The organism is Lactobacillus sp. OTU4228 (assembly GCF_001006945.1).
GTDB classification, from domain to species: Bacteria; Bacillota; Bacilli; order Lactobacillales; family Lactobacillaceae; genus Lactobacillus; species Lactobacillus amylovorus.
Map to the genome: position 1 here is coordinate 32567 of NZ_CDLD01000012.1, position 12499 is coordinate 45065.

A 12499-nucleotide genomic window follows, 5' to 3' on the forward strand; every position below is an offset into this window, starting at 1 on the left:
TAGCAATATTAAAAATGTATGTCAATACTTTTCATGAAAAATAATTTTCAAGACACAAAACTAGTCAAGTATTATAATGATTACAGTATTGATTTATTAAAAAGGTTGAAGATAATACATGAAGAAAAACCAAATTGTTGACTTAGAGATTACCGACCTCTCATACGAAGCAATGGGGGTTGCTCACTATGAAGGTTTGACAGTCTTCGTTACTAACGCTCTTCCAGGTGAAATCGTTAGTGCAAAAATTTTAAAGGTCAAAAAGAACTTTGCTTTTGCCAAAATCGAAAAAATTAAGAAAGAGAGCCCAGATCGAGTAAAGATCAAGCTTAACCAATGGGTGCAAACTGGCTTGGCATCTTTGGCACATATCAAATATGACAAGCAACTTGAATTTAAGCGTAATCAAGTAGTTAACTTGCTTAAAAAGGCGCACTTAGATGACATTGAAGTAGGGCAAACTTTGCCAAGTCCTGAACAAACAGGCTACCGTAACAAGGCACAAGTGCCAGTGCGTGAAATCAATGGTCAGCTTGAGATCGGCTTTTTCAGACGTCATTCACACGACTTAGTGCCACTGACTAATTTCTTTACTACTGATCCTGAAATCGACCGTGTGCTTGTTGCCGTACGTGATATTTTACGTAAATATAGAGTGCCTGCTTATGATGAAATCAATCATAAAGGTGAAGTACGCTATCTTGACGTGCGTAGAAGTAAGGCAACTGGCGAGATCATGGTCATTTTGGTCTGCTTGCACAATGACTTCCCACAACTTTTGGGCGTTGCTGCTGAAGTGAGCCAAATTCCTGGTGTTACTGGCTTGATTTTGAACCACAACCCTAAGAAGACCAACGTAATTTTGGGTAAGAAGGACTACTTGGTCTTGGGTAACGATCAAATTACTGATCAAATTGGTGATTTGAAATTCAGAATTTCACCACAAAGTTTCTTCCAAATCAATTCATTGCAAACACCACGCTTGTACGATTTGGCTATTAAGAAGGCTGATTTGAAGCCAAGCGACGTTGTGATTGATGCTTATTCAGGTATTGGGACAATCGGCTTGAGTGTGGCTAAGCACGTGAAGGCGGTCCGCGGAATCGAAGTTGTACGGGATGCCATTAAAGATGCCAAGGATAATGCTAAGTTGAACGATATCGATAACGCTAAGTATTACTTGGGTAAGGCCGAAGAAATTATGCCACGTTGGGCTAAGCAAGGTCTTAAGACCGATGTTGTTTTCGTTGACCCACCTAGAAAAGGTTTAACGCCTGAATTTATTGATGCGACTGCGAAGACTGGTCCTGAAAAAGTTGTTTATATTTCATGTAACCCTGCAACCATGGTCCGTGATTTGCAACTGTTCCAAGAACAGGGCTATGAATTTGATCGCATCGATCCCGTTGATATGTTCCCACAGACTCCACATGTTGAAGCCGTTACTGTTTTGACAAAGAAGTAAAGTAGAAAAATGATTATTAAACCGTTAATTTCTGAAGACGAAGCAAGACAAACTAGTAAACTTTTTCAAAAATGTTGGCAAGATGTATATAAGGAAATTTTGCCCGCTGAATTTTTAGACAATATTCCAGAAAATGCCTGGGTTAAGAGATTTAATGAGAGCGGCCGTCACAATCTGATTTTTGAAGACGACAAAAATATTGTGCGCGCTGCTGTCAGCTATGGCCGCCCACGTGATACCAGAATGCTTGGTTGCGGTGAATTGATGGCCTTATACGTTGAACCAGATTTTCAAGGTTATAATGTCGGCAAGACCTTGCTTAACGCCGCAGAAAACGAATTGAAGAAGATGGGCTACGGCAAGATTTATTTATGGTGCCTTGATGGTAATGAAAAGGCTCAAGGATTTTATGAACACTTCGGCTGGCGCAACATCGCAACCGAAAGATTCGTTGAAATCGTCGGCAAAGAATACAAATACTTGCTCTACCAAAAGAATTTACGTGACTAAAAAAGACTGCAGATATTGCTTAAATTGCAATATCTGTATTTTTTTACAAAAAACACTTGCGCTTTTTCCTCAGTCTAGTATAATAATATCTGTTCGGCTATGGAGGATTACCCAAGTGGCTTAAGGGGACGGTTTTGAAAACCGTTAGGCGGTTCTGCCGCGCGTGGGTTCAAATCCCACATCCTCCTTTGATTGGTCCATTGGAGCAGTGGTTTATCTCGCCTCCCTGTCACGGAGGAGATCGTGGGTTCAAATCCCACATGGACCGTAATATGGCGGAATTGGTGAAGGGGTTAACACACTGGTTTGTGGATCCAGCATGCGTGGGTTCGAATCCCACATTCCGCCCCATAATGGAGGATTAGCTCAGCTGGGAGAGCATCTGCCTTACAAGCAGGAGGTCACAGGTTCGAGCCCTGTATCCTCCATATTTTTTTACCCAAAAACGTTAGATGATGATTTATCTAGCGTTTTTATTTTGAAGTTGAGAGGGGTTTGAATGAATAAGAAGCAAGTTACGATGGTTACCATCGCGTTGATGCTGGGCAATGTGATGTCTGGACTAGATGGTACGATTATTAACACGGCGATTCCAGCGATTGTTGCATCCCTGCACGGAATCCAATTCATGGGTTGGATTGTCGCTATCTTTTTGCTGGGGATGTCCATTTCCATTCCCATCTGGACCAAGGTAGGGGAAAAGATCACCAATAAACGTGCCTTTGAAATCTCACTGGCACTGTTTGTTATCGGTTCTGTCTTGCAAGGTATGGCGCCAAATATCATCTTCTTCCTATGTTCTAGATTTATCATGGGTGTTGGTGCCGGTGGTATGGGGTCACTACCTTATATCATCGCTGGTTACGTTTTTAAAAACATTAAGACTAGAACTAAGGTCCTGGGCTATTTAACCGCTAGTTGGAACGGTGCCGCTATTTTAGGGCCACTTATTGGTGGTTGGCTGATCGATGCTTTTTCATGGCACTGGGTCTTCTACATCAATATCCCAATTGGCTTGATTGCATTTTTAATCTGCTTGATCTACTACAAGCCAGTTACGCCAAAGCAAACGCCAGTCTTCGATATTCCAGGCGCAAGTTTATTGGTAATCGGATTGCTTCCATTCTTGATGGGCGTGCAATTAGTCGGTTTGACCGCTAGCTGGATTGTCATTAGTTTGATCATCGTCAGCTTGGTCTTTATCGTATTGTTTTTTATCCGTGAAAATCATGCGCAAAATCCAATTATTCCGGTGTCTTTGTTCAAGAATAAAGATCTAGATGGTGACTTTCTTTTATTTGCCTTCACTTGGGGCGCATTTATCGCCGTTAACACTTATTTGCCAATGTGGGCACAGGCGCTTCTCGGTTTATCAGCACTTCTTGGTGGGATGACCTTGATTCCAAACTCAATTGTGGAAATCATTGCTTCACAAAGCGTGGCTGCAATTCAAGATCACTTGACCACCTTTAAGCTGGTCTTCATCGGTATTTTTGCAATGCTTATTTCTTCGGCAGGCATGTTCTTTGCGGACTTGCACACGCCGATCCAACTTTTGGCTGCTATCGGTGCTTTTTCAGGTATCGGAGTTGGTTTTATCTTCGTTGCCTTGCAATTGAAGGTGCAAATCGACGCTGGACTTAAGAACATGGCCACGGCTACCTCAACTTCATATTTGATTAGAATTTTGGCGCAGACTGTGATGGCCGCTGTGTATGGCGTAATCATGAACTTGAATTTGGCTAGTGGTGTAAGCAGTCATCCAGGCATTACGATTACGATGATGAACAAGTTGAGTGATGCTAAGAGTGCGAAATTGTTGCCACAAAATTTAGTACCAACGATGAGAAACATTTTACATTCAGGTATTAAGGAGATTATGTTGGTATCAGTGATTTTGCTGGTCATTGCACTTGTTTTGAACTTTTACTTCAACTTTGGCAAAAAACAGAAGAAACTGCAATAGTAAATGAAAAAGCTAATTCCGATTGGGATTAGCTTTTTTAGTATAAAAGGGACAGACCAGCAGCATGTAAATACTGCCAGACTGATAAGCGATAGCATAATCTGGCAAGTTTAAATCCGGGTGATAAACGGTGAAGAGCTTCCTTAAATAGCGCGTTTGCAAGTTAAGCAAACTGCCTTCGAATCCCGCATCAAGCAAGGTTTTCATAGTACTTGGATTCTCTTTGAAAAAATTAAGTAAACGGTCAACTGCTCAGTCAGCGACTTTAATTTATGCTCGTTAATGTCATCGATAAATTTTTGATACTGATTAGCCAAAAATTGTACTAATACTGAATCTTTATTTTCATAATTGCGGTAAAAAGAAGTCCGCGAAACATCTGCCTTACGTGTAATCTCAGCAATGGAGATCTCTGCGTAAGGCTTTTTTTGTAGCAATGAAAAAAGAGATTGTTCAATCTGCTGCTGAGTACGTACGCTTTTCATATTCATAGAAATTCATCCCTCTATAAGTAAATATTGACAAGTGAAAACGCTTACACTATTATTATAATTGTAAATGGTTACAAGTGTAAGGATTATTTGAAAGAGGTGTTGATCTATGCATTATAGCAATGGTAATTATGAAGCTTTCGTAAACGCAAGTAAGCCAAAAGACGTTGATCAAAAATCAGCATATATCGTCGGTTCAGGTTTGGCCGCACTTGCTAGTGCTGTATTTTTAATCCGTGACGGTCACATGAAGGGTGAGAGAATTCATATCTTTGAAGAATTAGGTCTGCCTGGTGGCTCAATGGACGGTATTTATAATAAACAAAAAGAAAGTTACATCATCCGTGGTGGTCGTGAAATGGAGCCACACTTTGAATGTTTGTGGGACCTATTTAGATCAATTCCATCACCAGAAAACAAAGACGAATCTGTCCTTGATGAATTTTACCGCTTGAACAGAAGAGATCCAAGTTACGCTAAGACTCGTGTCATCGTTAACCGCGGCGAAGCTCTCCCAACAGATGGCCAATTGCTCCTTACTCCAAAGGCTGTCAAAGAAATCGTTGATCTTTGCTTAACTCCAGAAAAAGATTTGCAAAACAAGAAGATTAATGAGGTCTTTGACAAGGAATTCTTCCAATCTAACTTCTGGCTTTACTGGTCAACTATGTTTGCCTTTGAGCCATGGGCAAGTGCAATGGAAATGCGTCGTTACTTGATGCGTTTCGTTCAACACGTTGCTACTCTTAAGAACTTGTCATCACTACGCTTTACCAAGTATAACCAATATGAATCATTAATTCTGCCAATGGTTAAATACTTGAAAGATCATGGCGTACAATTCCACTATGATACGGTTGTAGATAATGTGTTTGTTAACCGTTCAAATGGTGAAAAAGTTGCTAAACAAATTATTTTAACCGAAAATGGCGAAAAGAAGAATATTGATTTAACTGAAAACGACCTTGTCTTTGTTACTAACGGTTCAATTACTGAAAGCACCACTTATGGTGACAACCTCCACCCAGCTCCAGAAGAGCATGAATTAGGTGCGAGCTGGCAATTATGGAAGAATTTAGCTGCTCAAGATGAAGACTTTGGTCATCCAGAGGTCTTCTGCAAGGATATTCCAAAGGCTAACTGGAGAATGTCAGCTACGATTACCTTTAAGAATAATGATATCGTGCCATTTATTGAAGCAGTTAATAAGAAGGATCCACATAGTGGCTCAATTGTTACTAGTGGTCCAACTACGATTAAGGATTCTAACTGGTTATTAGGTTACTCAATTAGTCGTCAACCACACTTTAAGGCACAAAAGCCAAATGAATTGATTGTTTGGCTTTATGGTTTGTTCTCAGACACTAAGGGTAATTATGTAGAAAAGACCATGCCTGACTGTAATGGCATTGAATTGTGTGAAGAATGGCTTTACCACATGGGTGTTCCTGAAGAAAGAATTCCTGAAATGGCTGCAGCTGCAACTACTATTCCAGCACACATGCCATATATTACTTCATATTTTATGCCAAGAGCATTAGGCGACAGACCGAAGGTAGTTCCAGATCATTCAAAGAACTTAGCCTTCATCGGTAACTTTGCAGAAACACCAAGAGACACCGTCTTTACTACTGAATATTCAGTTAGAACTGCGATGGAAGCTGTCTATACATTGCTTGATATTGATCGTGGCGTACCTGAAGTATTTGCTTCTGCCTTTGATGTCAGAATGTTGATGAATGCGATGTACTACTTGAACGATCAAAAGAAGCTCAAAGATCTTGATTTGCCAATGCCTGAGAAGTTGGCAATTAAGGGGATGCTCAAGAAGGTTAAAGGCACCTACGTAGAAGAATTGCTTAAGAAGTACAAGTTGATTTAAATGAAAATTATATAACATAGATAAAAAGAACAGGTCGAATGATCTGTTCTTTTTGCTTGTTATCGTATTTTTTTGATAAAATATGTGTGTAAAAATATTATATTTTTTAGTTTAATAGAAAAGAAGGATACTATTTTAGATTCTAAGCCCGCCCGATGGGGTACAAAAGCATATCGTGACGCTAAGCAGTTGTACATGAAGGCATTCCCTGAATGGGAAAGATTCTCAATGTTTTCACTATTAGCAATGTCACTTCACCGTAATGTAAAGTTTCACGCAATTTATGATGATGGCAAGTTCTGCGGCATTACCTATTATGCTGAAAATGACAACACCGTCTACCTGACTTATTTAGCAGTCAGTGAAAAGTTGCGCGGACAAGGATATGGTTCCAAGATTTTGACTATGCTGGAAGATAACTTCCCAGATAAGCAAATCGTGATCGATATTGAACCGGTAACTAAGAAGGTAAAAAATTACAAGCAACGTGTTAGTCGGCTGAAGTTCTACGAGAGAAATGGTTTCCATAGAACAGACCAGAAGTTGAAGGATCCAGATGGAGAATTTGAAGCTTTGACGACTGGTGAAAGATTAGATAAAAATAGTTTCATTAAAATTTTACGTCAAATGAGCTTTGGCTTTTATCAAGCTAGGGTCGAGAAATAAAAAGGAAAGCACTGCTGTCGTTTATGCAAGCAGTGCTTTCTTGTTAGGTTTATATAGTTCTGCCAAAATTAATTTATGAGGTGAAAGAGATGGAATTTAGTGATCAAATTAAGCAGCTAAGAAAGGAAAATAATCTGTCGCAGGTGCAGTATGCAAAAAAATTGCACGTTACAAGACAGGCGGTGTCCAACTGGAAAAATAACCGCAATTTGCTCGACTTAGAAATGTTGATCGAGATCAATCGTGTCTTTCACATCTCACTAGATCAGTTAATTTTAGGAGACGATAATATGAACAAGATGACACAAAAATTGATTAAAGATACTGATGAAAACCGCAAAGCTAAGTACAATATGATTACGACCTTGATTGGTGGATTCTTGATGATTGTTGGATTTGTTTGTTTCTTTATCAAGGCTAATTCGGTAGAATACGTTGATAAGCAAGGCTTTTTACACGAAAACTTCTATTTGATTCTGGTCGGCTATTTATTTCTCTTTGCGGGAATTATTGTTCTTATTGCCGGGGGAATAGTTTACTTGAGAAATAAACATAAGCATAAAAAAAGAGCTCCGTAAGGAGCTTCTTTTTTGTCTTTAACCCAAAATGTGGAAGTATGATAAGATGATACCGAGGATCAAGACGAACCAGATCATCTTAGTTGATGTAACGCCTTTCTTACCAAGTAGCCAGTAAACAAGTGTTACGAGTAGTACTGGTACCAAGGATGGCATGATTTGGTTTAAAATTGTTTGCATCTTCAGCGTGATTTTACCGGTATGGAAAACGTATGGTACTTTCGCCTTAATAACGGTAGGGATCAACGCACCAACCACCGTTACACCAAGCAAAATAGCTGAGTCAGTGATAGCATTCAACTTACCAGAAGCTGAATCGATCAACTTAGTACCTTGGTAGTAACCCATTGGCAAGAATGAAAAACGAAGGAACAAGATGATAAGATCAACAAGGATCCAAAGGATAGAACCAAGTGGATTGCCTCTAAGTCCCATGTAAGCACCAATTGAACCACAGATAGTTGGAATAATCGCACTAAAGATCGTGTCACCAATACCGGCAAGTGGTCCCATTAAACCAGTCTTAATACCAGCAACAGTATCTTTAGACTTTATACCTTGACTTTCTTCAAGGGCTAAGTCAACACCAATGATGAAGTTACCAACATAAGCGTTAACGTTGAAAAATTGAGTTTGCATCTGCATCATTTCGACTAATTCGTCGTCTTTGTACCAGCGCTTAAGAAAAGGCAAGACAGCGTAGAAGTAACCAGGTGCCATCATTCTTTCGTAGTTCCAAGATAATTGACTGCCCCAAAGCCAACGCCAGTTAGCTCTGAATAAATCTCTCTTGGTTAACTTACCTGAATTAGTTTTCGTATTCGCCTTCGTCATTTTCATATTCCTCACTTTCTGTATTATTTGTGTTTGTAGTAGCAGGTTTTTCTTCTAATTTAGCAACTTCGCGTTGGTAGTGAATGTAGGCAAGAGCTGCACCTAGTAAGGCAACACCAAGCATCGGAATCTTCATGTAGGAAGCTGCGATAAAACCAATTGCTAAATATGAAATGAAACGCTTAGTTGGTAAGTATCTAAGCAAGATAGCGATACCAACAACAGGTAAGATACCACCGGAAACTTTAAGACCGTTAGTTAACCAAGTAGGGATGATGTGTAAGATCATTCTGACAACATCGTTACCAACAATTAAAAGAATGAAGACAGGGATCGCACGTGAAAGTCCCCATGAGAAAGTTCCCCAAAGGGCGTTTCTTGCGGCTGCATCTGGATTGTTTTCCTTAATAAATTTGTCCATTCTGTGTTGGAAGATGGTGTTGATGAATCGAGCAAGCACATCGAGTTGCACCATTAATAAACCAACTGGAACGGCTAAACCGATCGCAAATTGAATACCTTTACCAGATAAAACGGCATAAACGGTACCAACGATCGCACCAGTCATAAAGTCAGGCATTGAAGCACCACCATAGGTTGATACCCCAAGGACCATCAATTGCAGGGTGGATCCTACGGCAAGACCTGTAGTGATGTCACCCATAATAATTCCTGAAACCATACCAATGGCTAAAGGATTGTTCAAAATCGATACAGTTAATTGATCGATAATTACCCAAAAAGCTAGGCAAGTTAATAGTAAAATTTGCCACCAAGCTATTGTCATTTTTAACTCCTTACTTAATCATTTCCATAAAATCTTCTTTAGGTTCACTAGGTACCATTTGATGGTAGATGTGGCATCCCTTTTGATCCAAATATTCAAAGTCTTCTACATCTTTATCAAGCACTGCGACACTCTTAGCGACTTGGCGTGAGTGAGGCTTAGTTGACATGTTGCCGACGTTGATTTCAGGTAGTTTTACATCAAAGTCGACAAGTTGACGCAATACGCCGGGGTTCTTAACCAGTAATAAAACGGTTTGACCAACGTATTTGCCAGAGTTAATTCTGCGAGCTGCACCGTGAGCAGTAAGAATACTGAGGTGAACGCCGTGTGGACAGGCAGTCTTAAGGCCGGTCTTGAGCACGTCATTTTTAACGATGTCATCACCGACAACCATGATGCGAGTTAATTTCAAGGCGTTGGTCCACATAGTTGCAACTTGACCGTGAATTAACCGTTCGTCGATACGCACGTTTTGCATCGTGTGAGGAGTTAGGGTCACGTTCTTGTTAGGCGTTTCTTCCTTCTTAATTGTCTTCTTTGGTTCTTCCTTTTTCTTGGTTAAACCAACAGGTGCCATGTTGTCGATTGCTTGCTTAATTGCTTCATCGATTGGCGTGCCCATAACGACAGCGAGCAGTAGCGGCATTGATAAACCGCTGTAAACCGCAACGTCGGGATGCTTTTGTTGGTAGCGTTGCGCCGTGTTGGCTGGCGTACCACCTGCAATATCGACGAGGATAGTTGGTGCTTCATCGAACTCGCTGGCTGCTTTAGTAATCTCTTCAAGTAAGTCATCTTGATTCATGGTTTGTTTGAACGCGATTGCCTTGACGTTTTTGTGTTCGCCGGCAATCATTTCTACGCTGGCTTTGGTTGCCTTAGCGTATTCGCCATGACTGACAAGTAAAAAATTTGCCATTCTTTCTTCTCCTTTTGTACATAACAAATAGATATTATACACTAATTGGTCTAATTAACAAAAAGGCAGTATCACACATTTGTATTGAATTAATTATTATTGGTCTAGTCTATTTATTATGTAAGTGATTACATTGGTGGTAGAATGGGAAAGTTGATAGAAATGAGATTTATACACTGAGATTATTAAACGCCTATATTAATAACTACTTGTTAATGGATTTCAATTAAAAGATGTTCTTAGCTTTTCTTAAACCAAAGTTTATTGAAATTAATATACTAAAGAAATAAAATAAAGACGTAATTTTAGAAGAACGAGTAAAAGAAAGTTAAAGGTTGTAATATATGGGAATAAAGAAGGTAGAAGTAACTAGTGCCATAGCACTAGCTTTATCTGCAGTAGCTTTAGTAGGGACACAAACTAATAATAAAGTTCAAGCTGCGAGTTCTAATGTCGAGAATAGCTCTGTCGTTAAAGAAAGTAGCAATGCAGACATAGCTACTATTCAAAAAAATTATCAAGTAGCACAAGATCAATATAAAAAAGCAAATGATGCTTGGAATCAAATTCAACAAAGTGAAAATAGTAAGCTAAATCAAGCTGAGACTAATGCTGAACAAGCTAAGGCAAATTATGATTCTCAAGTTAAATTAAATGAACAAGCCAAAGCTGAAAATGAAACAGCTCAAAATAATCTCGATCAAGCTCAAAAGGTAAAGGAACAAGCTGAGAAAATGCTCAAGAGGCTGTGAATGGTGGCCTGGATAAAGCCAATTCTGCTCGGAATGCTAAACAAAAAGAAGTAGATTCAGCTCAATCCGATTTAAATAAAACTCAAAGTGATGCAAAGAAAAAACAGGAAGAAGTAAATAAAGATCAACAAGATTTTGATAATAAATCTAAAGCAGTCTCCGATGATACTCAAAAGTTAAATCAGGCTAATTCCGAGCTACAAACAAAAACTGATGCGAAAAATGCCGCTGATACTGCTGTAGATCAAGCCAATGAGGAAGCAAAAAAGAATCCGGACTATAAATCAGCTAGTGATCAGTATGAATCTGCTACAGATAAATTAAATGAAGCTCAAAAGAATAAGGACGCGGCAGATAAGGCGTTAAGTGAAGCAAATGAAGCAGTCAACACCGCTACTGCAACCCAGAGCGCAAAGCAAACCGCAGCTGATAAAGCTAAAAATGAATTTGATGGTATAACTTCTCAATATAATGCTGCTAAGGATATTTTTGAAAAAGCTCAAATAAGTGAAAAGAATGTTGAAGCAGCATTAAATAAACAGAAACAAGCTACTCAAGAATTAGCAAATGCTGTTAAAGCTCAAAAACAAGCAACTGATAATTTAAGAAAAGATACTATTGCACAGCAACTTGCACAGCAAGTTCTCGCTACTGCTAAAACGCAACAACAAACTTTGGATTTTGCAGTTAAACAAAAGTCTGATAAGCTTAATAATTTACAAACAGAATTAGATCAACTTAAACAAACTGCCACAGCTTTACAAAAGAAGGTTGATGATTTCACTAACGCTACTAATGCTTTAATCATTGCTAACCAAGAAGCCGAAACTGCTGCTCAGAATGCTAAAGATGCACAAGAAAAACTTCAAGAATTAGATAAAATTAATGAAAATGTTCAAAGTAATTTGGTATCAGTTCAAAAAGAATACAATGATACCATTGCTAGAGCACAATCAGCTTTGAAAGAAGCTAAAAGTGCTTTGGATAATGCTCAAGCCGAATTAACTAATGCTCAATTAGCAGAGGCACAAGCAAATAAGCAAAATGAAAATAATTATTCTCAAACAATTGGTGATGAAAACAGCTCAAATTCAAATAACACTAATGTAAATGTAGCCAATAATAATTCAGATTCACAATTTGTTACAGATAATAACGCAACTAATGAGCACCAGGGATCCATTTTAACTCCGACTACTAAAACTTCTAATGCAGATAAAGAAAGTAAGGCAGTAAGGGTTATACGTAAAGCATATGTTTACACTTCAAACCATAAAGTTGCTAAGAAGAATGGAAAGAAAATTTCCCTTAAAAAGCGTAGTTTAATTAAAGTGTTAGATAATGCTAAAGTATATAGAATTAAGGGCGGAAGATTTTATCGTATTGGTAAAAATAGATTTGTAAAAGTTGGAAACGTTGAAAAATTCACAATCCAAATTAACATGCATGCTACTATTGCAGGTCGTAAGAATCGTAAAGTTCATGTTTCAAACTCTAATGGTAAGCGTATAAATAAGTATGTAATTGCTGGTCATAATTATAGATTTGATCGTAAAAAGGTTATTAAAGGTAAAGTTTATTACCGAATCGCTAATAAAGATCAGTGGATTAAAGAAAATAAGTTGATTTTTAAATAAAATAAATAG

The 12499-nt window shown here is 38.6% G+C and carries 11 protein-coding genes, 4 tRNA genes and 1 pseudogene; 12 read left to right on the plus strand and 4 right to left on the minus strand.

What is annotated here, in order from left to right; genetic code table 11:
- Positions 1-118: 118 nt before the first annotated feature.
- From rlmD to BN1206_RS02480, 7 genes are all read left to right on the plus strand, one after another.
- Complete coding sequence (rlmD, locus tag BN1206_RS02450; protein WP_014565643.1) at positions 119-1465, plus strand: 23S rRNA (uracil(1939)-C(5))-methyltransferase RlmD; 1347 nt, start codon at positions 119-121, stop codon at positions 1463-1465.
- A 9-nt stretch (positions 1466-1474) separates the two neighbouring features.
- Positions 1475-1975, plus strand: a complete 501-nt coding sequence (locus tag BN1206_RS02455) for a GNAT family N-acetyltransferase (protein WP_052542874.1) — start codon at positions 1475-1477, stop codon at positions 1973-1975.
- Between the two features lie 101 nt (positions 1976-2076).
- Positions 2077-2163, plus strand: a tRNA-Ser gene (locus BN1206_RS02460).
- 6 nt (positions 2164-2169) lie between these two features.
- Positions 2170-2243 (plus strand) — tRNA-Asp (locus BN1206_RS02465).
- Between the two features lie 7 nt (positions 2244-2250).
- Positions 2251-2326 (plus strand) — tRNA-His (locus BN1206_RS02470).
- A 4-nt stretch (positions 2327-2330) separates the two neighbouring features.
- Positions 2331-2403, plus strand: a tRNA-Val gene (locus tag BN1206_RS02475).
- A gap of 71 nt (positions 2404-2474) precedes the next feature.
- The gene (locus BN1206_RS02480; protein WP_013437369.1) at positions 2475-3941 is read left to right on the plus strand and encodes an MFS transporter; all 1467 of its coding nucleotides are present in this window, start codon (positions 2475-2477) and stop codon (positions 3939-3941) included.
- 54 nt (positions 3942-3995) lie between these two features.
- On the opposite strand, the pseudogene BN1206_RS09995 reads toward BN1206_RS02480, so the two are convergent.
- Positions 3996-4432 (minus strand): annotated as a pseudogene (locus BN1206_RS09995) (TetR/AcrR family transcriptional regulator); the annotation flags it as partial.
- Between the two features lie 109 nt (positions 4433-4541).
- On the opposite strand from BN1206_RS09995, the gene BN1206_RS02490 reads away from it, so the two are divergent.
- From BN1206_RS02490 to BN1206_RS02500, 3 genes are all read left to right on the plus strand, one after another.
- On the plus strand, positions 4542-6314 hold the full coding sequence (locus BN1206_RS02490; protein ID WP_013437370.1) for an oleate hydratase: 1773 nt from the start codon (positions 4542-4544) through the stop codon (positions 6312-6314).
- Between the two features lie 189 nt (positions 6315-6503).
- Entirely contained in the window at positions 6504-6980 is a 477-nt protein-coding gene (locus BN1206_RS02495) for a GNAT family N-acetyltransferase (protein WP_081456847.1), read from the plus strand.
- Between the two features lie 89 nt (positions 6981-7069).
- Positions 7070-7558 carry a DUF3955 domain-containing protein gene (locus BN1206_RS02500; RefSeq protein WP_014565645.1) on the plus strand — a complete coding sequence of 163 codons (489 nt, stop codon included), beginning with the start codon at positions 7070-7072 and terminating at the stop codon, positions 7556-7558.
- 18 nt (positions 7559-7576) lie between these two features.
- Here the strand turns inward: BN1206_RS02500 and BN1206_RS02505 are convergent, their stop codons facing one another.
- The 3 genes from BN1206_RS02505 to BN1206_RS09375 are packed head-to-tail and all read right to left on the minus strand — an operon-like array spanning position 7577 to position 10101.
- Complete coding sequence (locus BN1206_RS02505) at positions 7577-8392, minus strand: PTS system mannose/fructose/sorbose family transporter subunit IID (RefSeq protein ID WP_014565646.1); 816 nt, start codon at positions 8390-8392, stop codon at positions 7577-7579.
- Complete coding sequence (locus BN1206_RS02510; RefSeq protein ID WP_014565647.1) at positions 8367-9179, minus strand: PTS mannose/fructose/sorbose/N-acetylgalactosamine transporter subunit IIC; 813 nt, start codon at positions 9177-9179, stop codon at positions 8367-8369. Before BN1206_RS02510 ends, BN1206_RS02505 begins: the two co-directional genes overlap by 26 nt.
- 10 nt (positions 9180-9189) lie before the next feature.
- Positions 9190-10101 carry a PTS sugar transporter subunit IIAB gene (locus tag BN1206_RS09375; RefSeq protein ID WP_014565648.1) on the minus strand — a complete coding sequence of 304 codons (912 nt, stop codon included), beginning with the start codon at positions 10099-10101 and terminating at the stop codon, positions 9190-9192.
- A gap of 344 nt (positions 10102-10445) precedes the next feature.
- Between BN1206_RS09375 and BN1206_RS02520 the strand changes: the two genes are divergently transcribed.
- Positions 10446-10853 carry an HlyD family secretion protein gene (locus BN1206_RS02520; RefSeq protein ID WP_014565649.1) on the plus strand — a complete coding sequence of 136 codons (408 nt, stop codon included), beginning with the start codon at positions 10446-10448 and terminating at the stop codon, positions 10851-10853.
- Positions 10850-12490: an SLAP domain-containing protein gene (locus tag BN1206_RS02525; protein ID WP_052542875.1), complete on the plus strand. Its 1641-nt coding sequence runs from the start codon at positions 10850-10852 to the stop codon at positions 12488-12490. The genes BN1206_RS02520 and BN1206_RS02525 overlap by 4 nt, the downstream gene beginning before the upstream one ends.
- Positions 12491-12499 lie beyond the last annotated feature (9 nt).